Origin of the sequence: Microbacterium sp. NPDC090007, assembly GCF_044748345.1 — a bacterium.
Taxonomy (GTDB): domain Bacteria; phylum Actinomycetota; class Actinomycetes; order Actinomycetales; family Microbacteriaceae; genus Microbacterium.
In genome coordinates, this window is record NZ_JBIVFV010000002.1 from 155,955 (window position 1) to 179,727 (window position 23,773).

At 71.0% G+C, this 23,773-nt stretch carries 23 protein-coding genes and 1 tRNA gene; 11 read left to right on the forward strand and 13 right to left on the reverse strand.

The annotated features are described in order from the left end of the window. The first annotated feature begins 2 nt into the window (after positions 1-2). From ACIPVB_RS09255 to ACIPVB_RS09265, 3 genes are all read left to right on the forward strand, one after another. On the forward strand, positions 3-1,118 hold the full coding sequence (locus tag ACIPVB_RS09255) for a carbohydrate ABC transporter permease (protein WP_400368429.1): 1,116 nt from the start codon (positions 3-5) through the stop codon (positions 1,116-1,118). 77 nt (positions 1,119-1,195) lie between these two features. Next, complete coding sequence (locus ACIPVB_RS09260) at positions 1,196-2,029, forward strand: carbohydrate ABC transporter permease (protein WP_400368964.1); 834 nt, start codon at positions 1,196-1,198, stop codon at positions 2,027-2,029. Continuing rightward, positions 2,026-3,978, forward strand: coding sequence for a glycogen debranching N-terminal domain-containing protein (locus ACIPVB_RS09265; RefSeq protein ID WP_400368430.1), 1,953 nt, complete (start codon positions 2,026-2,028; stop codon positions 3,976-3,978). Before ACIPVB_RS09260 ends, ACIPVB_RS09265 begins: the two co-directional genes overlap by 4 nt. A gap of 172 nt (positions 3,979-4,150) precedes the next feature. Here the strand turns inward: ACIPVB_RS09265 and ACIPVB_RS09270 are convergent, their stop codons facing one another. Further along, positions 4,151-4,627, reverse strand: a complete 477-nt coding sequence (locus ACIPVB_RS09270) for a YbaK/EbsC family protein (protein ID WP_400368431.1) — start codon at positions 4,625-4,627, stop codon at positions 4,151-4,153. Positions 4,628-5,029: 402 nt separating this feature from the next. Here ACIPVB_RS09270 and ACIPVB_RS09275 point away from each other — a divergent pair, with 402 nt between their 5' ends. Further along, the gene (locus ACIPVB_RS09275; RefSeq protein WP_400368432.1) at positions 5,030-6,103 is read left to right on the forward strand and encodes a Glu/Leu/Phe/Val dehydrogenase dimerization domain-containing protein; all 1,074 of its coding nucleotides are present in this window, start codon (positions 5,030-5,032) and stop codon (positions 6,101-6,103) included. Positions 6,104-6,178: 75 nt separating this feature from the next. Here ACIPVB_RS09275 and ACIPVB_RS09280 read toward each other — a convergent pair whose 3' ends face one another. From ACIPVB_RS09280 to ACIPVB_RS09290, 3 genes are all read right to left on the reverse strand, one after another. Next, a complete protein-coding gene (locus ACIPVB_RS09280; protein ID WP_400368433.1) occupies positions 6,179-6,517 on the reverse strand; it encodes an Lsr2 family protein in 339 nt (112 codons plus the stop codon). Positions 6,518-6,613: 96 nt separating this feature from the next. Next, positions 6,614-7,327, reverse strand: coding sequence for an acetolactate decarboxylase (locus ACIPVB_RS09285; RefSeq protein WP_400368434.1), 714 nt, complete (start codon positions 7,325-7,327; stop codon positions 6,614-6,616). A gap of 55 nt (positions 7,328-7,382) precedes the next feature. Further along, a complete protein-coding gene (locus ACIPVB_RS09290) occupies positions 7,383-7,745 on the reverse strand; it encodes an Lsr2 family protein (protein ID WP_400368435.1) in 363 nt (120 codons plus the stop codon). Positions 7,746-7,901: 156 nt separating this feature from the next. Here ACIPVB_RS09290 and ACIPVB_RS09295 point away from each other — a divergent pair, with 156 nt between their 5' ends. Further along, positions 7,902-9,401, forward strand: coding sequence for an amino acid permease (locus tag ACIPVB_RS09295; RefSeq protein WP_400368436.1), 1,500 nt, complete (start codon positions 7,902-7,904; stop codon positions 9,399-9,401). Positions 9,402-9,771: 370 nt separating this feature from the next. Here ACIPVB_RS09295 and ACIPVB_RS09300 read toward each other — a convergent pair. The 4 genes from ACIPVB_RS09300 to galU form a co-directional block, all read right to left on the reverse strand. Further along, positions 9,772-9,847: transfer RNA gene (locus tag ACIPVB_RS09300), tRNA-Ala, on the reverse strand. Positions 9,848-10,480: 633 nt separating this feature from the next. Then, positions 10,481-11,536, reverse strand: a complete 1,056-nt coding sequence (locus ACIPVB_RS09305; RefSeq protein ID WP_400368437.1) for a large exoprotein — start codon at positions 11,534-11,536, stop codon at positions 10,481-10,483. A gap of 65 nt (positions 11,537-11,601) precedes the next feature. Beyond that, a complete protein-coding gene (locus tag ACIPVB_RS09310; protein WP_400368438.1) occupies positions 11,602-12,225 on the reverse strand; it encodes a GNAT family N-acetyltransferase in 624 nt (207 codons plus the stop codon). Positions 12,226-12,238: 13 nt separating this feature from the next. Next, positions 12,239-13,129: a UTP--glucose-1-phosphate uridylyltransferase GalU gene (gene galU, locus ACIPVB_RS09315; protein WP_400368440.1), complete on the reverse strand. Its 891-nt coding sequence runs from the start codon at positions 13,127-13,129 to the stop codon at positions 12,239-12,241. A gap of 62 nt (positions 13,130-13,191) precedes the next feature. Between galU and ACIPVB_RS09320 the strand changes: the two genes are divergently transcribed. From ACIPVB_RS09320 to mscL, 3 genes are read left to right on the forward strand one after another with little or no spacing between them, the layout of a single operon-like run. Beyond that, positions 13,192-13,788, forward strand: a complete 597-nt coding sequence (locus tag ACIPVB_RS09320; RefSeq protein WP_400368441.1) for a 5-formyltetrahydrofolate cyclo-ligase — start codon at positions 13,192-13,194, stop codon at positions 13,786-13,788. A gap of 17 nt (positions 13,789-13,805) precedes the next feature. Beyond that, positions 13,806-14,072 (forward strand): FmdB family zinc ribbon protein, encoded by a 267-nt coding sequence (locus tag ACIPVB_RS09325; RefSeq protein WP_400368443.1) that lies wholly within the window; start codon positions 13,806-13,808, stop codon positions 14,070-14,072. A gap of 34 nt (positions 14,073-14,106) precedes the next feature. Beyond that, a complete protein-coding gene (gene mscL, locus ACIPVB_RS09330; protein ID WP_400368444.1) occupies positions 14,107-14,529 on the forward strand; it encodes a large conductance mechanosensitive channel protein MscL in 423 nt (140 codons plus the stop codon). A 65-nt stretch (positions 14,530-14,594) separates the two neighbouring features. On the opposite strand, the gene ACIPVB_RS09335 is transcribed toward mscL, so the two are convergent. Further along, the gene (locus tag ACIPVB_RS09335; protein ID WP_400368446.1) at positions 14,595-14,906 is read right to left on the reverse strand and encodes a hypothetical protein; all 312 of its coding nucleotides are present in this window, start codon (positions 14,904-14,906) and stop codon (positions 14,595-14,597) included. A 7-nt stretch (positions 14,907-14,913) separates the two neighbouring features. Further along, entirely contained in the window at positions 14,914-18,621 is a 3,708-nt protein-coding gene (locus tag ACIPVB_RS09340) for an AAA family ATPase (RefSeq protein WP_400368448.1), read from the reverse strand. A gap of 199 nt (positions 18,622-18,820) precedes the next feature. Here ACIPVB_RS09340 and ACIPVB_RS09345 point away from each other — a divergent pair, with 199 nt between their 5' ends. Next, entirely contained in the window at positions 18,821-19,354 is a 534-nt protein-coding gene (locus ACIPVB_RS09345) for a methylated-DNA--[protein]-cysteine S-methyltransferase (RefSeq protein ID WP_400368449.1), read from the forward strand. A gap of 64 nt (positions 19,355-19,418) precedes the next feature. Here the strand turns inward: ACIPVB_RS09345 and ACIPVB_RS09350 are convergent, their stop codons facing one another. Both ACIPVB_RS09350 and ACIPVB_RS09355 read right to left on the reverse strand, forming a co-directional pair. Continuing rightward, complete coding sequence (locus ACIPVB_RS09350) at positions 19,419-21,035, reverse strand: cation acetate symporter (RefSeq protein WP_400368450.1); 1,617 nt, start codon at positions 21,033-21,035, stop codon at positions 19,419-19,421. Beyond that, entirely contained in the window at positions 21,032-21,385 is a 354-nt protein-coding gene (locus ACIPVB_RS09355; RefSeq protein ID WP_400368452.1) for a DUF485 domain-containing protein, read from the reverse strand. Before ACIPVB_RS09355 ends, ACIPVB_RS09350 begins: the two co-directional genes overlap by 4 nt. 141 nt (positions 21,386-21,526) lie before the next feature. Here ACIPVB_RS09355 and ACIPVB_RS09360 point away from each other — a divergent pair, with 141 nt between their 5' ends. Both ACIPVB_RS09360 and ACIPVB_RS09365 read left to right on the forward strand, forming a co-directional pair. After that, positions 21,527-22,378, forward strand: coding sequence for a response regulator transcription factor (locus ACIPVB_RS09360; protein WP_400368453.1), 852 nt, complete (start codon positions 21,527-21,529; stop codon positions 22,376-22,378). 113 nt (positions 22,379-22,491) lie between these two features. Beyond that, complete coding sequence (locus ACIPVB_RS09365) at positions 22,492-22,779, forward strand: Fe-S cluster assembly protein HesB (protein ID WP_400368454.1); 288 nt, start codon at positions 22,492-22,494, stop codon at positions 22,777-22,779. 222 nt (positions 22,780-23,001) lie between these two features. Here ACIPVB_RS09365 and ACIPVB_RS09370 read toward each other — a convergent pair whose 3' ends face one another. Beyond that, positions 23,002-23,772, reverse strand: a complete 771-nt coding sequence (locus ACIPVB_RS09370) for an enoyl-CoA hydratase/isomerase family protein (protein ID WP_400368966.1) — start codon at positions 23,770-23,772, stop codon at positions 23,002-23,004. Position 23,773: the final 1 nt, after the last annotated feature.

Sequence of the window (23,773 nt, forward strand, 5' to 3'; positions counted from 1 at the left end):
TCATGAGTGCTCTCACCTCCGCGCCGCGCCGTGCCGGGTCCCCCACCTCGGGGATCCGGCGCGGCGAGGCCGCCGCCGGCTGGCTCTTCACCGCCCCCGTGCTGGTCATCCTGGGCGTGTTCCTGCTCGTCCCCGTGCTGATGGCGTTGTGGGTGAGCTTCTCGGACTGGTCCGGGCGCGGCAGCCCCTTCGCCCCGGGCGTCGGCTTCGTCGGCCTCGACAACTACGCCGCCGTCACCACCGGCGGCGGGCTCGCGGAGCGCGACTTCGGCACGGCGCTGCGCAACAACACCTGGTACGTCCTGCTCGTCGTGCCGCTGCAGACCGCCCTCTCGCTGTTCCTCGCCGTGCTGGTCAATCGCGCGGTGCTGCGGGGGCGGGGCTTGTTCCGCACCGCGTTCTACTTCCCCTCGGTGACCAGCTCGGTCGCTATCACCGTGCTGTGGCTGTTCCTGTTCTCGGCATCCGGCGCCGTCAACGAGGTGCTGTCGTGGCTCGGCATCAACGGACCCAACTGGTTCAGCGACCCGTCGGGCGTGGTGCACAACCTGCTCGGCGCCGTCGGCGTCACCAGCGGCCCGGCCCTTCTGACCGGCAACACCCTGCTCGGGGTGTCGTGGTGGGACTGGCTCGCCGGCCCCTCGGTGGCCATGTCGGCGTTCATCCTCATGGCCGTGTTCACCACCTCTGGCACGTTCATGCTGCTGTTCATCGCGGGCCTGCAGAACATCGGCGGCGACGTCATGGAGGCCGCGATGATGGACGGCGCCAACGGCTGGCAGCGCTTCTGGCGCGTCACCCTGCCGCAGCTCAAGCCCGTGCTGTTCACCGTGCTCACCCTCGGCCTCATCGGCACGTGGCAGGTGTTCGACCAGATCTACACCGGCACGCAGGGCGGCCCGGGAAAGACCACCCTGACCCCCGCCTACCTCAGCTACTCCTCGGCGTTCCTGTCGCAGCAGTGGGGTCAGGGCGCGGCGATCGCCTTCGTGCTGTTCGTCATCATCGTCGCGCTGACGATCCTGCAGCGCTTCGTCCTGCGCGACCGTCCGGTCTCGCGTCGCCGCATCCGCCAATACGAGGTGTCCGGCACCGGCTCGAAGGGAGCGCGACGATGACCGCCACGGCGTCCCCGCAGACCACCGTCCTCGCCGAGCAACGTCTCGACGGTCCCGGTCGTCCCGCGAAGCACCGCATGTCGGGCAAGACCCTGCGATGGCAGATCGGTCTGTACGCGCTGCTCATCGTGCTCGCGCTGATCTACATCTACCCCTTCCTCGTGCAGGTGGCGACGTCGTTCAAGACGGATGCCGCCGCCGCCGCCGATCCGATCTCGCTCACCCCGCAGCCCTTCACGTGGGCCGCCTACGAGCGCCTCTTCCTCAACTCCGACTTCCCCGTGTGGTTCGGCAACTCCGTCGTGGTGACGGTGTTCGTCACCCTCGGGCGGGTTTTCTTCAACTCCCTCGCCGGGTACGCCCTGGCGCGCCTGCAGTTCCGCGGCCGCGGGATCGTCTTCGCTGGCCTCGTCGCCGTCATGGCGGTGCCGGCCGTGGTGCTGTTGATCCCGAAGTTCCTCGTGATCAATCAGCTGGGCATGTACGACTCCTACGCGGGCATGATCCTGCCTCTCCTCGTGGATGCCGCGGGCGTGTTCATCATGAAGAACTTCTTCGAGTCGATCCCACCGTCCGTCGAGGAGCAGGCCCACATCGACGGCGCCGGCACCTTCCGGGTGTTCTGGTCGGTCGTCCTGCCCATGGCGCGTCCCGCCCTGATCACGATCGTGATCCTGTCGTTCCAGGGATCGTGGAACGAGCTGAGCCACTTCGTCATCTCGACCCAATCGCCCGAGCTGACCACCCTGACCAAGGGCGTGGCATCCCTCGCCAGCGGTCAGCTCAGCCAGGGCAACCAATTCCCCCTCAAACTCGCGGCCGCGGCCCTGATGACGATCCCGGTCGCCGTGGTGTTCTTCATCTTCCAGCGCCGCATCATGAACGCCAGCGAAGGAGCCGTCAAAGAATGACCACCGCCCCCACCACCTCGCCGAACGAGACGACCACCGAGACCATGCCCCTGCAACCCCTTCTGAATGACGCCCTCATCGTGCTGCGCGCCCCCACCCAGGTGTGGTCGGACGGCACGGGCGACATGGGCGCCGCCGCGGTCCACGGCGTCTACCACGGCGACGTCCGTCACCTCAGCGCCCTGGTCGCCTCGTGCGACGAGTCCCCGATCGAGTGGATCTCGACCGCCCCCGACGGCGCCTCCCGCGTCGTGTTCGGCGGCCTCCTGCGCGGGGTCGACGACACCACGCCCGACCCGAAGGTGCGGCTGCTGCGCGATCGCCGCGTCGACGACGGCGTCGTGAGCGAGGCGTGGACGGTCGCGTCCCGCGTCGACCGCCCCGTGCGCGCCACCCTGCGGCTGCGCCTCACGCCCGAGTTCGCGCAGCTGCACGAGGTGAAGTCGGGCCACGCCCGTCCGCGGTCGGTCGAGACGAGCGTCGACGGCGACTGCGCCCGGGTGGACGCCGGCCCGCAGGGGCTCGAGCTCGTCGCTCCGGGTGCCCGCGTGGCATCCGGAGCCGATGGGGTCGAGGCGCAGTGGAGCATCGAGGTCCCCGCGTTCGGCGCGGTCGAGATCGGGTGGACCCTGACGCTTCGCGACGACACCCTCGTCGTGGGTTCCGCCACCGTGCCCGCCCGATGGGATGCCGCGGACGTCGCCGCCCACGCCCCCGATCCCCGCCTCGCGCGGTGGCTGCGGACGGCCCTGGACGACCTCGACGCGCTGCGTCTGGTCCTCCCCGAGCACCCGCGTGACGAATTCTTCGCCGCGGGGGCACCGTGGTTCTTCACCCTCTTCGGCCGTGACTCGATCTGGGCCGCCCGCCTGGCCCTCCCCCTCGACCGCGAGATGGCGGCATCCACTCTGCGTGTGCTGGCGCGTCTGCAGGGCACCGATGACGACGCCCAGACCGCGCAGGAGCCCGGCAAGATCCTGCACGAGCTGCGCGCCTCGGCTCTCGAGATCCCGGGCGAGGGCATCGTGCTGCCGCCGAAGTACTACGGCAGCGTCGACTCGACCCCGCTGTGGATCTGCCTGCTCGCCGACGCGTGGCGCGCCGGCATGCCCGCCGACGAGGTGCGCGAGCTCCTGCCCGCCCTGCGTGGGGCCCTCGGCTGGATCCGCGACAGCGGCGACAGCGACGGCGACGGCTTCCTCGACTACATCGACCGTCTCGGAACGGGCCTGTCGAACCAGGGGTGGAAGGACTCGGGCGACTCGATCCAGTGGCGCGACGGCACCCTGGCCGAGGGACCCATCGCGCTGTGCGAGGTGCAGGCGTACGCCTACGAGGCCGCCCTCGCCGGAGCCGACCTGCTCGCGGAGTTCGGAGAGGCGACGGATGCCGACGACATCGCCTTCTGGCGGGAATGGGCCGCCGACCTCAAGAAGCGTTTCGCCGAGACGTACTGGGTCGAGACGCCCGAGGGCCGCTACCCGGCCGTCGCGCTGGATCGCGACAAGCGTCCCGTCGACACGCTGACGAGCAACATCGGACACCTGCTAGGCACCGGCATCCTCTCTCCCGACGACGAGGCGCACGTCGCCGAACTGCTGCGGGGCGAGAGTATGTCGAGCGGCTACGGCATCCGCACGATGTCCACCGGAGCCGCCGGCTACTGGCCGGTGTCGTATCACGGCGGCAGCGTCTGGGTGCACGACACCGCCATCTGCGCGCACGGCATGCTGCGCGCGGGACGGATCGACGACGCCCGCGCGGTCGTGGCCGGACTGCTGGATGCCGCGGAGGGCTTCGCCTATCGCGTTCCCGAGCTGCACGCCGGCGACCCGCGCACCCACTCGTCGGTGCCCACCCCGTATCCGGCCGCGTGCCGACCGCAGGCGTGGTCCGCCGCCGCCGCGGTGGTGTGCCTGACGACGCTCACGTCCGCCCCCGGGGCGTGAGCCCGCCGGGCGGCGCCGCGCTCGTTCGGCGCCGCCCGGCCCTTCCCCGCGTGCGGTGCGCGACCCCGCGCCCCGTTCGGCGCCGCCCGACGAGCGCGGAGTGTGCCTCATCTTCGGCCGGTTGCGCGCAGTCGGCGCCCGGCGTGATGTCCTTCGTCCCCGGCCGGCGCCCTCACGCCACCCGCGCGACCGTCCCGCCCGTCAAGCGCACCAGCTCATCGAACGTGAGCGGGAACAACGTGTGCGGCGTCCCTCCGGCGGCCCAGATCTCGGCGAAGGCCGCGAGATCCTCGTCCACGACGGTCGTCAGCGCCGCGGGGTGACCGGTCGGAGCCACCCCGCCGATGGGCTGACCGGTCGCGGCGAGCACCTGCTCCGGCGTCGCCCGGCGAATAGCCCCGCGCCCGAGCCGCTCGGCGAGGGCCGCGGTGTCCACGCGGTGCGCACCGCTGGTCATGACGAGCAGCGGCTCGCCGTCGCTCCAGAAGACCAGGCTGTTCGCGATCGCCCCGACCTCGACGCCCAGGGCGGCGGCCGCCAGCGCGGCCGTCGACGCGGCATCCGGGAGCATGATGATCTCTCCGTCGATCCGCGCGTCGCGCAGGGCGGCGGCGACGAGGCGACTCCGGGCGGGCAGAGCGTCGTTCATGCCCGCCAGCCTAGATCGGGCCGCGTCCTTCCCGCCCCCGTCGCGGCATACCCGTGCGGCCGACCGATCGACCCGCCACACCCGCTCCCCCGCCGCTGTCCCGCCCGCTCCCCCGCTCCCGCCCCGCCCGCTCCCCCGCGCCCGCCCCGCCCGTTCCCCCGCCGTCCCGCGGACACGACCCGCGACACACCCCGCCACCGCGCGTCGACCCTCGCATCCGCACGACGGCGCCCCCGCGCGCCCCCGGGTCCCGCGGACATCGACGACGTCGTTCCCGCAGCGCCGGCCGCGCACCACGAGCTCGCGGACGCACCCGCGAGACGGCAGAATGAACAGTGGATGCCGCAACGCCGCGGCATCCACGAAGAGCCGCCCACAAGGCGGCCGACGACAAGGATCGCGATGACCAACGCCCTGCCCCTGCCCGATTTCACCCACGAGCGCGTGGAGGTGATGACGGGACGCCGCAGCGGCCTGTTCATCGCCGTCGCCCTGCACTCCTCGGTCCTCGGCTCCGCCCTCGGCGGTGCACGTCTATGGACCTACCCGTCGTGGACCGACGCCCTCGGCGATGCGCTGCGTCTGTCCGCCGCCATGACGCTGAAGAACGCCGCTGCCGGTCTCGACGCCGGAGGCGGCAAGAGCGTCATCGGCCTGCCCCCCGGCACCGTGCTCGACACCGATCGCCGCCGCGCGGCCTTCCTCGACCTCGGCGACGCCGTCGACAGCCTGGGCGGTCTGTACCGCACCGCCGAAGACGTGGGCTCGACCACCGAGGACATGCTCGTCGTGAGCGAGCGCACGGCGCACGTCGTCGGCCTGCCCGACACCGTCGGCGGCTCCGGCGAGCCCGCCGGCCCGACGAGCCTCGGCGTCTACGCCTCGCTCGTCGCGACCCTCGAGCGCGTGGCCGGTTCGAGCGACGTCGCCGGCCGCCGCATCACGATCGCGGGCCTGGGCCAGGTCGGCAGCCGTCTGGCGGAGCGTCTGGCCACCGAGGGCGCGGTGCTCACCGTCACCGACGTCAATCCGGCCAAGCGCGCCCTCGCGGCCGACCTCGGCGCATCGTGGGTCGAGCCGGGCGAGGCCCACCTGATCCCGGCCGACGTGTTCGTTCCCGCGGGGATCGGCGGCGTCCTCACCGACGAGGTCATCGATGCCCTCGACGCCCGCGCTGTGTGCGGACCGGCGAACAACCCGCTCGCCGACCGGTCCGGCGCCGAGCGGCTGGCCCAGCGCGGCATCCTCTACGCCCCCGACTTCGTGGTCAACGCGGGCGGGGTCATCTACCTCGACCTGGTGGCGAAGGAGCGCGGCCCCCTCGAGCAGATCATGGGACGCGTCGCGGGCATCGGCGACACCGTCCGGCGGGTGTTCGACGAAGCCGCCGCGCGCGGCGTCACCCCGCTCGCCGCGGCCGAGGGGTTGGCGGCCGAGCGTCTGTCGGCGGGGGCACCGACGACCGCCCTGGTCTGACCCTCGAGAAGACGTGGAGAGCCGGGTGCCGCGCGAGGCGGCACCCGGCTCTCGACGCGACAGCGGGTCGGCGGCTCAGTGGGCGGCGTCGTATGCGGCCAGAACGTTCTCGGAGATCCGCCCCCGGTCACTGATCGGGAAGCCGTTCTTCTCCGCCCACGAACGCACGTCGACCAGATCGCGGGTGGGGACGGCACGCGGACGCGACGCCCGTCTGGGGGCGACGTGGGAGGGGCCGGCGGCCCGACCGGCCGCGATGAAGGGCCGGAATGCATCGCGCAATTTCTCGGCATTGTCGCGCGAGAGGTCGATCTCGTAGGCGCGCCCCTCGAGAGAGAAGTGCAGGGTCGTTCCCTCGTCGATGACCGAACCGTCGAGATCATCGATCATCTGCGTGATGTGCTTTTTCGCCATGCGCCGACCTTATTCGGGCCATTCCGGCGCTCAGGTCCCGAACGATACGAATTCACCCGGGCTTTCGTCTCTTTAGAGAGGGGGCCGGGATGCCGTTCATTCGGCGAGAGCGGAAGCCTCACCATTCTCGACGACGACGATTCGGTGATCCTCGTCGTGGCTGAGTTCGGTGGCGAGAAAACGTGGATCCGTCGGCAGCTGCAGACGAAAGTCCGCGAACGCCGTCATCCGCAGGGCGCCCGCCCCGAGGTCGGCGTCGATGACGTGACCGCCGCTTTTTCGATCCGCACTGAGAAAATGCAGATGCAGGCCGGCCACGGTGATCCCCTGATAGATCTGCGGCATCCAGAATCCGACGAGAGAGCCGCGGGTGTCGACCGATTCCGTCTCCACCTGCTCGGCCGCCACCTCGGCCAGGGGTCGGAGCGGCGGAGACTGCCGCCGGGTCACGCGCGTGCGCACCCGATCGAGGTGACCGTCCCACCGCACGACATGGAAGAGATTCCGACTGCGCAGAAATCCCTCCACCACGCGGCCGAAAGCCGCAAGGCCGGACCGGTCGGTTGCCACGGGGTCCGAAGAGCCCAGGGTCGCGACGTCGACGAACGGAAGCACCTCGTCGTCCGCCATAGGGCGCGGAGGGGCGTCGGCGGTGCACTCGAACAGGGTGCCGTCCACCAGGACGACCTCACCGCCCAGCCCCTCGCAGCATCCGATTCCCGTATCGCCGAGGGTTCTGACCCGCCGCGCGGGAACACCCTGCGAATAGACGCCGCCGAGGAGGGCGTCCAGGACGGCGAATTGGGTCACGGTATCCGGAGAGAGTCGCGCTTTCACGACCGCCCTCCGGAAATCCGAGGGGCGATCAGGAATTCGCCTCGTTGTATGCGTCGAGGATGGATGACGGAACGCGGCCGCGGTCGCTCACGGTGTGTCCGTTCGCGCGCGCCCATTCCCGAACAGCGCCCAGATCGACGTCGCTCGAGCGGCGATCGCTCCGGCCACGGCGGGCGGTGGCGTTGCCACGGGAGACCGAGCGGGCGGCGTCCACGAAAGGAGCGATAGCCGAGTAGAACTTGTCGGCATTTCGGTCGGAAAGGTCGATCTCGTAGGCGCGGCCTTCGACCGAGAAAGTGATCTGCTTTCCCTGTCCGTCTTCGAGAACAGAACCGTCGAGGTCATCCACGAGGTGGGTGATGTGCTTCATAGCCATAATATGAAGAACCATACACCCGAATGCATCGCATACCCTATGCCTATTCGCTTCTGGTATTGCATTTCTTTCGCCCGTCGTCGAGCGCCCTGACGAGGACGTCCAGAGGCACTATCCTCCCGGAGGTGGTGTCCGCTCCCTGGGCATCGCCTCAGACAGAGGAAGCGTCCCGTGAGCCTATTCCGTACCAAGTCGGTGGAGCAGTCCATCGCCGACACCGACGAGCCGGAGTTCCGGCTCAAGAAGTCCCTCAGCGCCGTCGACCTCACCGTGTTCGGCGTGGGCGTCGTCATCGGCGCCGGGATCTTCACCCTGACCGGCCGCGCGGCGAACGAGGTCGCCGGTCCCGCGGTCGTCATCAGCTTCATCATCGCCGCGATCGCCTGCGGACTCGCGGCCATGTGTTACGCGGAGTTCGCCTCGACCGTCCCCGTCTCGGGGTCGGCGTACACGTTCTCGTACGCGTCGCTGGGCGAGCTGTTCGCGTGGATCATCGGCTGGGACCTCATCCTCGAGATGTTCCTCGGCGCCAGCGTCGTGGCCCAGGGCTGGAGCGCGTACCTCGGTGCGTTCCTGGGACAGCTGGGCATCGTCCTCCCCGAGAATCTGTCGTCGGGCGGCGTCGTCGACGTCCCCGCCATCCTGCTGGTGCTGGTGCTGGGCGGACTGATGACGGTCGGCATCAAGGAGTCCCTGCGCGTCAACCTGGTGCTGGTCGCCGTCAAGCTCTTCATCGTGCTGTTCGTCATCATCGCCGGCATCCTGTTCATCAATCCCGCCAACTACAGCCCCTTCGTTCCCGAGAGCGTGCCGACCGAGTCGGCGTCGGGCCTGACCCAACCCCTCCTGCAGTTCCTCTCCGGGCTGGAACCCGCGACCTTCGGCGTCGGCGGCATCCTCGCCGGTGCTGCGCTGGTGTTCTTCGCCTACATCGGCTTCGACGTCGTCGCCACCACCGCCGAAGAGACCAAGCGGCCGCAGCGCGACCTGCCGATCGGCATCATCGCCTCGCTCGTGATCTGCACGATCCTGTACTGCGCCGTGGCCGTCGTCGTCACGGGTATGGTCCCCTACTCCGAGCTGAACCCGCAGGCGGCCCTGGCCAACGCCTTCGCGTTCCACGGACAGACCTGGATGGCCACGGTCATCGCCGCGGGCGCCGTCGCCGGTCTCACCACCGTCGTGCTGACGCTGCTGATCGGGGCCACCCGCATCATCTTCGCGATGTCGCGCGACCGGCTGCTGCCGGGCGGTCTGGCCAAGGTGCACCCGAAGTTCCGCACCCCGTGGGTCATCTCCATCACGGTCACCGTCATCGTCGCCCTCGTCGCCGGCCTCACCCCGATCGGCGTCCTCGAAGAGATGGTCAACATCGGCACCTTGTCGGCCTTCGTCCTGGTCTCGGTGGGTGTCATCGTGCTGCGCCGCAAGCGCCCCGATCTCGAGCGGGGTTTCCGCGTGCCGTGGAGCCCGGTGCTCCCGATCCTGTCGGCGCTCATCTGCACCTACCTCATGCTCAACCTGTCGGTCGAAACGTGGTTGCGGTTCCTCATCTGGCTCGCCCTGGGCTTCGCGATCTACTTCGCGTACGCGCGCAGCCACGCGCGCCTCGCGACCGGGGCCCCGCTCGACCCGACGACGCCGCGCGTGGTCGCTCCCCCGAAGGAGTAGCCGCGCAGGCACCGATGCCACGCCCCGTCGTTCAGAGCGCTCGGGGCGTGGCATCGACCCCGGCCACGACCTGGGCGGACGGCTTCTGGGTGTCGAGCTCGGCAACCGGCGACGTCGGGCGCCACCGAGTGGGGGTGGCGGGATTCGCGAAGCACCGCTGGGAGCCGGAGGACGGGATGCGCGCAGCACCGCCGGGAGCCGCGGCGCAGGACGGCGACGGCGCCACGGATGCCGCGCTCGGCGGAGGGGATCTGCCGTGCGGACGGGTGCATAACCACGGCAAGAGACAGCGTGGAACGCGGGGGGCAGGACCCTGGAGGCGTTGCCGCAAGGTGCTGCGATCACGTCGCTCGTGTAGCGGCGACCGTTGTGGTGGACCTGAGGGGATTCGAACCCCTGACCTCCTCGATGCGAACGAGGCGCGCTACCAACTGCGCCACAGGCCCGGAAACCTCGACAACACTATCACGCCCCGACCCGAGCACCTGACCACCGCAGCCCCTCCCCTCCTTCCGTATACCGCCGAACGCATGCGCGCGCGGCACCCGTCGCCGCGTCGCCGCGGGCACCCCCCGGGCCACCCCGCGGCAACCGCGCGCACAACGGCGGGGCACCTCCCGACACGCCGACGCACGAGGACGCACCGGCGGCGTGTCGCCCCCTCGGCCCGCCGTTGCGCACACACGGGCCGCCTCGCGGCCCCACCGCCTCGCGCCCGAGCACTCCACCTCGCCACCCCGCGACATTCCGCGGCAACCGCGCGCACAACGGCGGGGCACCTCCCGACACGCCGACGCACGAGGACGCACCGGCGGCGTGTCGCCCCCTCGGCCCGCCGTTGCGCACAGACGGGCCGCCTCGCGGCCCCACCGCCTCGCGGCCGAGCACTCCACCTCGCCACCCCGCGGCATTCCGCGGCAACTGCGCGCACAACGGCGGGGCATCTCCCGACACGCCGACGCACGAGGCCGCACCGGCGGCGTGTCGCCCCCCTCGGCCCGCCGTTGCGCACAGACGGGCCGCACCATCAACGACCGGGGCCGGGCGACGGCCCCGCGCCCGTCAGGCGCGACCCGGGGTCACTCGCCGGATGCGCGGCGCGCGAGCAACCGCTGCACGTGGTCCTGGATCTCGCTGTCGTCGACGTACCCCATCGCCGCGTACGGCGACGGGGCGGCTGCAGCGGGAGCCGGACGCGCCGTCTCGATCGGCGTCGGGGCCTGCTCGGCCGCGATCGACCGCGCGGCCTCTTCTCGGGCCGCGGCGCGCAGGGCGTCGCGGGCGATCTGCTCGTCGACCACGGCCGCGGCACGCGAGCCCACCGACGCCACGAGCGGGCGCGGCAGCTCGCGGGGCGTCCACGTCGGGCGCGGCGTGGGCACCAGCGCGACATCCTGCAGCGCGACGGGGGCGCGCGAGACCGCGACGGCCGCGGGTACCACCGCGGTGCGGGCGGCGACGAGCGCGACGCGTCGCAGAAGGACGAGGGATGCTACGACGACGGCGACGCCCGAGACGAGCAGCACCGGGGCCGCTCCCCCGAGCACCTGGACGGTGCCCACGACGGTGGCGACGACGCCCGAGAGGGCGACGGAGGTGACCACGAGACGGAAACGCCGACGGATGCGCGCTCGACGCGCAGCGGGAGCCGCGACGGCGGCGGCGCGCTCGGCCAGCGCGCGTTCGACGGCGGCGGCGCGGTCGGCACGGCTCTTCTCGAGCGCCGCGGCACGCTCGGCGCGGGCGACGTGGACGGCGGCGGCACGCTCCGCGCGCGCCAGCTCGACGGCGGCCGCGCGCTGCTCCTTCACGACGTCGCGATCGCGGGCGTTCTCGACACGCGCGACCTCGAGACGCGCTTTCGCTGCGGCGAGCTCGGTCTGCGCCCTCTCGGCCTGGATCTGACGCGCCAGCTTCTGCTGCTGATGGGCGGTGCGCGCGGTGAGCTCCAGACGCACCTCTCGGGGCGTCTCGGCGGTCTCCGCGAGCACGCGCAGGGCCTGATTGAGGCGGACGGCGTTGCGCTCGGCGGATGTGAACCGGTGACGGCTCTGCCACGACGGAAGGAGATATACCAACCAGAGCGCGACCGCGACGAAGACGATCACGCCGCCGCTCAGAACCTGCCCACCCATGGCTCAAAGGTAGGTCACCGAGAGATCACACCTCGGCATCCTCCCGCGTGTCGTGCGGCCGAAGATCAGATCCGGTCTGCGGGGGGCACACGCGCCGCATCGGGCGGCACCTGCCCGCGCTCCCACCGGTCGAGCACGCCGTGCGGCACCTCTTCGCGCACGAGCGCGAACGCATAGTGATCGCGCCAATCGCCGTCGATATGGATGTACCGCCGCCGCAGCCCCTCGTACCGGAAGCCGAGCTTCTCCACGACGCGCAGACTCGCGTGGTTCTCGGGACGGATGCAGATCTCGATGCGATGCAGGTTGAGCATGGTGAAGCAGATGTCGGTCGCCATCGCCACCCCGATCGTCGTGATGTTGCGACCGGCGTACTCCTCGGCCACCCAGTACCCGATCGTCGCCGAGGCGAGGGACCCGCGCGAGACACCCCACACGTTCAACTGACCGGCGACCTCGTCCTGCCATTCCATGACGAAGGGCACGCCCTGACCGTCGCGGAACTGCTGGAGCAGACGACGGATGCCGAGGCGCATGTCGAACGACACCGGACCGTCGGGGCTGGTCGCCTCCCAGCGGCGCAACCACGCGCGATTGTCGATCAGCTGCTGCTGGAGGACGCGCGCGTCGCGGTTGCGGATGAGTCGGATCGACACCTCGCCGTGCCGCCGTGGGACGGAGAGATCCATGGCCATCGCGGGGTCAGAGACCCTGCGCGAACTCCTTGAACCACGGACGCAGCGCGGGGCCCAGGTCGTCACGGTCCGCGGCGAGCTGCACGATGGCCTTGATGTAGTCGACGCGGTCGCCGGTGTCGTAGCGGCGCCCACGGAAGACGACACCGTAAACGCCGCCGCCTTCTCCGCCGCCGGTCGCCAGCTCTTCGAGGGCGTCGGTCAGCTGGATCTCGCCGCCTTTGCCGGGCTCGGTGCGCTCGAGGATGTCGAAGACATCGGGACCGAGCACGTAGCGACCGATGATCGCGAGGTTCGACGGCGCGTCCTCGGCGCCGGGCTTCTCGACGAGCTTCGTGACCTTGACCACGTCTTCTTCGTCGGTCGGCTCCACAGCGGCGACGCCGTAGAGGTGGATGTGCGCGGGGTCGACCTCCATGAGGGCGATGACCGTCGCGGAACGCTTGTCGTACTCGTCCATCATCTTGGTGAGCAGCGCGTCGCGCTCGTCGATGAGGTCGTCGCCGAGGAGGACGGCGAACGGGTGGTCGCCGACGTGGCTGCGCGCACGCAGCACCGCGTGACCGAGCCCCTTGGGCTCGCCCTGACGCACCATGTGCACGTCGGCCAGGTCGGACGAGTGCTCGACCTTGGCGAGCTTGTCGTGGTCGCCCTTCTCGCGCAGCTTGGTCTCGAGCTCGGGCATCGAGTCGAAGTGGTTGGCGATGTTGTTCTTGTTGCGGCCGATGATGATCAGCACGTCCTGGATACCGGCCCCCGTCGCCTCTTCGACGACGTACTGGATGGCCGGCTTGTCGACGACCGGCAGCATCTCCTTCGGCATGGCCTTGGTGGCGGGGAGGAAGCGAGTACCGAGTCCTGCGGCCGGGATGACGGCCTTGAAGGGCTTGTGAGGCATGGGGATACCTTAGCGGTGCCGCGTGACGTCGCCGTTACACACGCGCACGTAGACTGACGCGCATGCCGGATCGCATCGAGCAGGCCAAACGCGCACTGCGCGCCGACCTGCGCGAACGACGCCAGACCGTCTCCGCCCACGCCCGTGAGGCGGCCGAGGCCGGCATCACGCGACAGCTCGACGCGCTGGTCGACCGGCTCGGGGCGCGCAGCATCTCGTGCTTCCTCTCGACCCCCACCGAGCCCGGGACGCACGCCTTCGTCGCCGGCGCCGTCGCCCGCGGCATCCGGGTCCTGCTCCCGATCACGCGCGAAGACGGCCTGCTCGACTGGAGCGTCGCGACGCCCGAGACCGAGATCGCCGAGGGCATGTTCGGTCTGCCCGAGCCTGTCGGCGACGTGCTGGGGCCCATCGCCGTCAACGACGTCGATCTGCTCATCATCCCGGCCGCCGCGGTCGATCAGCGGGGCATGCGTCTGGGCTGGGGTCGTGGCTACTTCGACAAGACCCTCGGCTCGATGGAACGCTGTCCCCCGGTGTACGCGGTCATCTTCGACTCCGAGTTCGTCGACGACGTGCCCCGCGACGTGCACGATCAGCCCGTCACGGGCGTGGTCACCCCCACGCGCACGGTCCCGATCGTCGCCCTCACCGCCTGATCACCCGAAGGAACGCCATGCCCACCTACTCCTATGCCTGCAAGCAGTGCGGACACCGCTTCGACACCGTGCAGTCCTTCTCGGATGCCGCGCTGACCGAGTGCCCCGAGTGCGGCGGCGAGGTGCGCAAGCAGTACGGATCGATCGGCGTGACCTTCAACGGTTCGGGCTTCTACCGCACCGACTCGCGCGGATCTTCCGGCGCGGCCGCTGGCGGCTCGTCGTCTTCTTCGACATCATCGAAGTCGGAAACGAAGACGTCCGCCCCGTCCTCGGCCTCCTGAGCCGCGGTCGGCGCGGCAGAAGGGGAGCCAGCGCATGATCAAGGGATTCAAGGAGTTCATCCTCCGCGGCAACGTCATCGACCTCGCGGTCGCCGTCGTCATCGGCGCCGCCTTCACGGCGGTGGTCAACGCGATCGTCAGCGCGCTGATCAACCCGCTGATCGAGATCTTCTACCGGCCGAACGAGAACGGCGAATTCGGCCCGACCATCACGGGCATCTACGGCCAGGCCGTCACCTTCCCGCTCGGCGGGTTGCTCACGGCGATCATCAGCTTCTTCGCCGTCGCACTCGTGGTGTACCTCGTCTTCGTCTACCCGATGAACCGGTGGAAGGCGATCGCTGCGGCCCGCGCCGGCGTCGGCGAGACGAAGACCGAAGAGCCGAAGCTCCCCACCGAGCAAGAACTGCTCGTCCAGATCCGCGACCTGCTCGAGCGGCAGAACGACCGGGCCTGACTCCGCGGCCTCGATGCGGCGCCCGCCTCCGGACCCGTCCGGGGCGGGCGTCGTGGCGTTCGCCCTCAGTAGTGGGGTGGGACGTCGCGCAGCATGCGGTCGTCGTTCGGGCCGGATGCCGGGGGTCCCGCACCCGCGCCCCGCTCGCGGTCGTCGGCGGGCGCCGGCTCGGCGGTGGTCCCGGGTGCGGGGAGGAGGCGGGCACGCCGTGATCCGCGCACGCGCACGACGGACTGACGCGCGGTCGACGCAGGGATCCCGGGAGCGCCGACGACCTCAGCCCCCTCCACGCGCGCGGCGGCGGTCCCCGAGCCCGTCGAAGGGACCGCTCCCCCGTCCGTCACGTCGGGGAGATCGGCATCCGGAATCCGCATCATCCGACGATCAGCCGGGCAGGTCGAGGGTCTCGGTCGTCGACTCCGGCGGCGCGTCGCCGTCGGTGGCGATGCCCAGCAACTCGGCGATCCGCGCGGCCACACCCGCGGGGTCGCTGTACAGGTCGAAAGCGTGCACGCGCACGTAGTGCCACCCGAGACGACGCAGGATCTGCGGGCGCAGACGCAGCGTCTCGCGCAGGGATTCTCCCCCGGACTCGGGGTCGCTCTCGGCGACGACCGCCTTGCCCTCATGACGGGCGACGAGGGGCAGAAGGCCGCGGTAGTCGACGTCCACCTCGACGCCGAGGCGGCGGAGCTCCCGCGCCAGCGCGCGGGTCAGGGGGTCGGCGAGGTCTTCGAGCCGGCTCTCGCGTCCGCGCGCCGCGACATTGCCGAGGATCCCCATCAGGGTGGCGGCGCCGTGCTCCAGACGTCCATCGTCGAACGCGGACGGACGGATGGACGACACGATCACCATCGAGCGGCGCGCGCGGGTCATGCCCACCGTCAGCAGACGCTCGCCGTCGGGAGTGGACAGGTCGCCGAAGTCGCTCAGGACACGCCCGTGGCGGGTGAGACCGAAACCGAGAGAGAACACCACGCGATCGCGGCTCTCGGCCACCGACTCCTCGAGGGTGAGCACGGCGAAGGGCTCCGCGGCATCCCTCGACACGAACTCCGCCACGTCGGAGCGCCCGGCCAGCGCCGCCACGACCGAGGCGCGCACGCGCTCGGCGTGCCGACGGCTGGCGGTGACGACCATGAGCGATTCCGAGGCACGGTTGACCGCGTGCTCCACGACCAGCGTGACCACGCGCGCGACCTCGGCGTCGGGACTCTCGACGGCCCCGCTGATCGGGTCGGGCGCACCGACGCCGCCCTCGACGTAGTCGACGCTGAGGCTGCCACGACCCAGGTACGACCCCGCCCACGGCAGTGACACGATCTCGCCGCCGTAGAAGGCGTCGTTCACGAGCTGTGAGAGGTCTTCTCCCCCGGCACGGTAGCTGCGGGTGAGGGTCTCGACGGGCAGCAGCTCGGCGACGCGCTCGAACACGGACACCCCGTCGAACGGCACCTCGTCGACCTCGTCGGCGGCGGGATCGACCGCTGCGCTGACGCGGAACGGCGTCGGCTTCTGCACGACGGGGTCGCCGAACAGCACGATCTGCCGCGCGCGACGCAGCGCCGGGGTCGCCTCGGCCAGACACAGCGCGGCGGCGTCGGCGATGATGACGACGTCGAACGCGAGGTCGTGCGGGACGTCGGGCACCTCGTACGGAGAGGCGAGCCACACCGGCGCCAGCGTGCGCAGCAGCGTCGGCGCGGCATCCGAGATCTCCTGCGCGGTGTGCAGGCCGTCCTTGAGGACGCGCTTGAGCGCGGCGGCCTGGTCGGCGTGGTCGACGATGCCGATGCGCCACTGCGTCGCGAGCTCCGCGGCCAGCAGCGGGCCCGCCGCCGCCGCGTGCGCCTCGTCCACCAGGCGGAAGTCGCGCTCGAGACGATCGACCACGCTGGTGTTGGCGCCGAGGAGGGCGCGGTCGGTGCGCAGCAGGTGCTCCAGCGCCGACTGCCACCACACGAATTCGAGCTCGGTGCCCACGCGCTCCTCGGGGACGTGGCGCACCGACAACTCGACCAGCAGCTGCTCGAGCCCCAGGCGGGCGAGCTCGGAGCGCAGCTGCGCGCGCTCGACGAGGTTGTCGAAGAAGGTGGATTCCGCGGCCAATCCGGCGAGGGTACGCACGAGGCGCTGCACGGGCAGGGTCGACAGGCGCTCCGAGCCCTGACGGCCCAGGATCTGGTCGAGCTCGCCGAGCAGGGCGTCGGTGCGCTGCCACGCCACATTCACGTCGGCCAGCCCCAGGGGCACCTCGGGGGTGACGCCGGCCTCGACCACGCGCTGCCATTCGGTGCGCTGCTGCTGGATGCGAACGAGCGCCTCGTGCATGTCGGGCACGTGCACCCCGGGGCGCACGTACTCTTTCGACAGACGCTTGAGGCGGCGGCGGTTGGGACCGCTCATGGCCGAGGCGTCGCGGCGCGGGGAGTGCGCGTCGATGAGCTCGCCCAGCGGACGCTCGAACACGCTGGGGCTGAACCGGTCGAGCGACTCGCGGATGCCCTGCAGCAGCCGGAGGTACGAGCCCAGCTCCGACACCGTCTGGAACGGCCGCATGCGCGTCTGCGCGATGAGCTCGTACCCGCGCTCGAGCAGCCGCGGCACGTCCTGTGCGTGGAGTTTGCCGGCCAGGTCGTGCGCGGCTCGCGCGTCCTCGGTGCGGGTGAAGCTGACGCCGTACCAAGGCGAGTCGTCGGGCCCGAACCGGAACTCGCCGAGGCGTGCGGCCATCGCGAGGGCGCGGGCCGCGGCATCCCGGCGTCCCGCGAGCTTCTCGAGGGTGGCGAGGTCGAAACGGGCCTCGGTCGAGGGAGCGGGAGAGACGGATGCCAACGAGGTCAACGCGCGCAGCACGTCGAGCGCCGAGACGCCCAGCGCCAGGTGCGGCTCGGTGACGGCCGAGCGGTAGTCGCGCAGCACCGTGCGCAGGCGCACGAGCGCGTCGTCGATCTCGGCGACCTTGGGCTGCTCGGCCTTCTCGTTGCGTCCGATCGCGCGGATCAGGTCGCGGCGCACGTGATTCGGCGAGACGGCCAGGCCGGTCAGTCCGACCCCCGCGAGTCGGTGGCGGATGCCGTCGAGGGTGGACCGGCGCGCGCTGACGACGAGCACGCGCTTGTCGGCGCGCACCAGCTGGCCGATCGCGTTGATGACGGTCTGCGTGCCGCCGGTGCCGGGCAGCGTGTGCACCGCGAGGGAGTGACCCGCGGTGATGCGCGCGAGGACGCGCTCCTGCTCGGCGTCGGCGTCGAGCAGCAACGTGTCGGCGGCGGGGGTGCGCTCATCGGGACCGACGACCACCGGGTCGACGCGGCGCACGGCGATGCGGGCCCGATCGTCGGGATGGCCGGCGAGCGCGTTCAAGAGCGTGTCGTCGAGGTCCTGCGTGTCGCGGGCCATGCCCGAGCCGACATCGGCGAAGGACGAGATGACCAGGCGCGGATGAACGACGAAGGTCGGCACGTGCGAGGTCAGGCGGCGGATGTGGTCGATGACCGGCTGCGGCTTGAACACGCCCTGGTCGTAGGCGAGTCCGGCGAGAGCCGCACTGTCGATCTGGATGCCGAGGTGCGTGCGGAACGCCCGTGCGAGCTCGGGGTTCATGACGAACGCGCCGTGGAGCTTCAGCTCGAAATCGCCGTGGTGGCGGCGGATGGCGAGGGGACGCAGCAGCACGGGGGCGGACCACTCGACCCCGCCGATCTTCCACGCGGCCAGGCCGACGGCCAGGTGCACCGGCTCGAGGCCGCGGGCGGTGCGCAGCTCGACGTTCTTCGCGGTGATGCGCTCGGCGGCCATGCGGGCCGTCCGCAGCGCGACCTCGTCGCGGAACAGGTTCGAGAGCATGGTGGCGCGGCCGGTGATGAACTGCGGGAGCGATCCCGGGTGCGCCTTGGTGATGTCGATGCCCGCGTCCCGCGCGTCGTCGAAACGCAGCAGCGTCGAGCGCCCGCCGAGGGCGGCGGCCTCCGACCTGATGCGGTCCCGTTCGGGGTCGGCCACATGGCGGACCACGATGCCGGGCTCCGACAATCGCAGCTCGCCCGGATCGACGGACGACGTCGATCCGTCTCCGTCGGCACCGCTCACGGTACCGTCCTCAGCTCGCCACACACCTGTCAGACTAAGCCGGGCGACTCGGGATCGCCTGCAGCGGGCGCGAGTTTCGCGACAATCGGCGACACGCCGGATCACCGGCTGTTCCTCCCCGCACCGGTATCCGCCCGCCCTGTCCCCCATCGGCGGGCGCGGCGGTCGACGGCTGCGGCGGGGTCTCCAGGATGGACGCATGAACAGAGTCACCAGCACCGCGTACGACAGCCCGGTGGGTCCCGTGCTCCTGACCCTCATCGACGAGGCCCTCGTCCGCCTCGACGTCGCGCACGAAGGCCTCGATCTCGCGCGCGCCGACATCGCCGGCCGCCTGGGTGTTGCGCCCGATCCCGATCCGGGGCCCGGCCTCGCGGTCGCGCGTCAGCTCGACGAGTACTTCGACGGCGCGAGGCGGGCGTTCGACCTCGCCCTCGACTGGCGCCTCGTGCGCGGTTTCACGCGCGCGGCACTCGAGGCCTGCCTCGAGATCCCCTACGGCGAGACCGCGTCGTACGGCGAGGTCGCGATGATGGCGGGGGTGCCGCGCGCGGCGCGAGCGGTCGGGACGGCGTGCGCCTCGAGCCCGTTCTCGATCGTGGTGCCCGTGCACCGGGTCGTGCGCGCCGACGGAAGCCTCGGCGAGTACGGCGGACACCCCGAGGTGAAGCGACGCCTCCTCGACATCGAGGGCGCCCTCGGGGGTGCCGCGGGCCTGCGAGCGGTCGGGTGAACGAGCACGCGCCCGGCCCCGCGTGACGCGGTGACCGGGCGCTGCCCTCGACGGTGCGGACGGGTCAGTGATTCGATGCCTTCTCGGCGCCGAACCCGGTGAGCGAACGCACGTCCATCTCGGCGGCCTTGCCGCGATCCTCGGCGGTGCGCGAGGTCACCGACCCCAACCAGCCCAAGAAGAACCCGAGCGGGATCGACACGATCCCCGGGTTGTTCAACGGCCAGATCGCCACCCCGGTGTCGACGAACACGCTCGTGGGCGTGCCCCAGAACACGGGCGAGAGGAAGATCAGCACCAGGGCGGACCCCAGCCCGCCGTACATGCTCCACACCGCGCCGCGCGTGGTGAACCGGCGCCAGAACAGCGAGAACAGGATCGTCGGCAGGTTGGCCGAGGCGGCGACCGCGAAGGCCAGCGCCACGAGGAACGCCACGTTCTGCCCCTGGACGCCGATGCCGCCGAGGATCGCGAGCACGCCGATCACGATCACGGTGCGACGGGCGACCTTGACCTCGCCGTCGGGCGGCACGTCGCCCTTCTTCACGACGTTCGCATAGATGTCGTGCGCGAACGACGCGGCCGCCGTGATGGTCAGCCCCGCCACGACCGCGAGGATCGTCGCGAACGCCACGGCCGAGATGAACCCCAGCAGAAGGGGACCGCCCAGGGCGAACGCGAGCAGGGGCGCCGCGGCGTTGACGCCGCCCGGCGCGGCCAGGATCGCCTCGGGTCCCACGAGTGCACCCGCGCCGTAGCCGAGGACGAGGGTGAGGATGTAGAACAGGCCGATCAGCCAGATCGCCCAGACCACCGAACGACGGGCTTCCTTCGCGGTCGGAACCGTGTAGAAGCGCATCAGCACGTGGGGAAGACCCGCGGTGCCGAGCACCAGCGCGAGGGCCAGCGAGATGAAGTCCCACGGGTTCTTGCCGTACTGCAGACCCGGCGCGAGCACGGCATCCCCCTTCGGAGACGCCGCCACCGCGCTCTCGAGCAGGGTGTTCAGGCTGAAACCGTTGTTCGCCAGGACCCAGACGGTCATCACGACGGCACCGCCGATGAGCAGGAACGCCTTGACGATCTGCACCCAGGTGGTGCCCTTCATGCCGCCGATGAGGACGTAGACGATCATCAGGATGCCGACCACGGCGACGACGATGGACTGCCCCACCCGCTCGGTGATCCCCAGCAGCAGCGACACCAGGCCACCGGCGCCGGCCATCTGCGCGAGCAGGTAGAAGAAGCACACCGCGAGGGTGGTGATCGCCGCGGCCATCCGCACCGGGCGCTCCTTGAGGCGGAACGACAGCACGTCGGCCATCGTGAACTTGCCCGTGTTGCGCATCAGCTCCGCCACGAGCAGCAGCGCGACCAGCCACGCCACCAGGAAGCCGATCGAATACAGGAAGCCGTCGTACCCGTTGATCGCGATGGCGCCGACGATGCCCAGGAACGACGCGGCCGACAGGTAATCGCCGGCGATGGCGAAGCCGTTCTGCGGTCCGGTGAACGAGCGTCCGGCCGCGTAGTAGTCCGCGGCCGTCTTGCTGTTGCGGGAAGCGCGGATGACGATGAACAGCGTGACGGCGACGAAGGCGCCGAAGATCGAGATGTTCAGGACGGGGTTGTTCTCGACCGTCTGCACGGCCGCGTCGATCGAGGCGAGCACGTCGTTCACGAGCGTCCCCCCTCGGTGCGCTCGAGCTCGTCGCGCAGCTGCTCGGCGCCCGGGTCGAGGCGACGGTTGGCGTAGGCGACGTAGCCCATGGTGATGGCGAACGTGGTGACGAACTGCCCCAGGCCGAACAGCAGCCCGACGGTGATCGCGCCCGACACCGGCTGGGCCATGAACCCGGGCGCGAACGACGACAGCAGGACGTAGACGAAGTACCAGACGAGGAACGCCACCGCGAGCGGGAAGACGAAGCTGCGCTGGCGCCGCTTCAACTCCCGGAACGGGGCGGACTCCTCGACCGCGATGTAGTCGACGCCGCTGGTGTGCGCGTCGTCGATCCGACGGTCCGTCATGTGGCCTCCTTGCCTCATGAATACGGCGCAGCACTGCGCCGATCGGGGAGAAAAGTCCGGGTCGGCCGTGGCTTCGCCGGTGGTATGGTCGACGCTACGAAACGCGGCGACGACGCCGTCACCCCCGGAAGTAGGTAGTGCGTGTCCGCACCCTCCCCTCTTCGAGACGATGCGACGCTCGTATCGCACGCCGTGGCCGAGCTCGCCCGACGTACCCACTTCCCCGTCGCCTTCGGCGGTCTCGAACACGACGGCGCCGTGCACGTGACCACGATCGTGGGCGCGCGCACGCGCAGCATCGACGGTCTGGTCGTGCACGCCACCCGCGGTCTGGGTGGCCGCGCGCTGGTGGAACGGCGCCCGCGCATGACCCTGGACTACCGCACCTCGCGGTCGATCACCCACGACTACGACCGCGCGATCCTCGGCGAGGGCATCGCGACCCTTTTCGCCGTGCCCGTCCTCGTCGGCGGGGCGGCCCGCGGCGTGCTGTACTGCGGCTCGTGGGCACAGGCGCAGGTGGGCGAGGTCGAGGCGCGGCCGGCGTTCGATGTCGCCGGCGAACTGGGGACGGAACTGCGCGTGCGCGCCGAGGTCGAGCGTCGTCTGGCCAACGCCCCGGGTCCCGAGGGCAGGATGAGCGTCGGCGCGCGCGAGGAGATCCGCGAGAGCTACGCCCAGCTGCGCGGTATCGCCGCGACCGTGGGCGACGGCGACCTGCGCCGCCGCCTCGAGGACATCGAGGGGCGACTGGCTGCCCTCACCGGTGACGCCCCGACGGCCTCCGCCGACGTCGACATCCACCTTTCGCGGCGCGAGGTCGACGTGCTGGCCTGCGCGGCGGTGGGGTCGACGAACGGCGAGATCGCGGCATCCCTCGGGCTTCGCGAGACCACCGTGAAGTCGTATCTGGCCTCGGCGATGGCCAAGCTCGACGCCTCGACACGGCACGCGGCGGTGACCCGGGCGCGGCGGGCGGGCCTGCTGCCGTAGGCCCTGGACGAGCGGTGGGAAACCCCTGGAAATGGCCGCCTGAGCTTGAGGGCGTCGGGGATTCTCGGCATCGTGGCTGACTCCTGTCGTCGATCAGAGAAGGAGAGTCACCCATGCTGACGCTCACCGAAGAGGCCACGACCGCCGTCAAGACCATCACCGCGCAGATCCCCGACGCCCCGCAGGGCGGGGTCCGCATCGAGGGCGCCGGTTCGCCGGACTCCCAGTTCGCACTGTCGGTCGTCGACGCCCCCGAGCCGGCCGACACCGTGGTGGAGACCGCCGGGGCGCGCGTCTTCCTCGACAGCGCCGCCGCGGCCGTCCTCGACGACCGCGTGCTCGACGCCCAGATCGACCCCCAGCAGGGCTCGGTGCAGTTCGCGGTGACGACCGCCGCGTGAGGCGCTGACCCCCTCGACGATGCCCCGGCCCCCGGCCGGGGCATCGTCGCGCGTGGCCCCCACCCTCCGGCGCGCGCGTCTGGCGCGCGAGACTGCAGCTGCGTGACGAGTCGGTGACATCCTGACGCCGACTTGTCAGCGGCGTGCAGTCTCACGCGCCACGGAAGGGGAGCGGGCGCGGGACGGGGGTGAGTCGGTGCAAGGCGGGTGACGGTGCCGCGCTCAGCGCCCGGTGAAGGTCGGCGCGCGTTTGGCCTGGAACGCCTGGAAGCCCTCGCGATAGTCGTCGGTGGCGGCGAGGGCGGCCTGGGCGCGGTTCTCGAGCGCTATGGCCTCCCACAGACCCAGCCGCTCGTCGCGGATCGCCGACACGATGCGTTTGCTCGCGAGGAACGCCTCGGTCGGCCCGGCCGCGGCGCGGCGGGCGGCGAGATCGACGGCATCCCGGATCTCGGATGCCGGAACCACCCGCGAGAACAGTCCGGCGCGAACGGCCTCGTCACCCGTCATCATGCGACCCGTGTAGATCAGGTCGAGCGCAGCGTGCGTGCCGAGCCGCTCGACGAACAGGGCATGACCGCCCGAATCGAGCGTCGCCCCCAACGACGCGAAGGGCGAACCGATCTTCGCGGTGTCGGCGACGAAGACCACATCGGTCGCGATCAGCAGACCGAGCCCCACCCCCACGCATGCGCCGTGCGCGGCGGCGAAGGTCGGAGCGGGAAAACCGGCCATGCGGCGCAGCAGCGGTGCCAGGGTGTCGTCGAGGTAGCCCGCGACGTCGTCGGTCGCGGGGTCGACGCCCGAGATGTCGCGCCCGGCGCAGAACGACGGCCCCTCCCCGCGCAGCAGCACGGCTCGAGCACCGTCGGCCTCGGCGCGATCGTACGCGGCGGCGAGCGCGCGCAGATCGTCGAGGCCGAGGGCGTTGCGGCGGCCGGGGGCGTTCAGCACGATCTCGGCGACGTCGTCGACGCAGCGGTAGTCGATCATC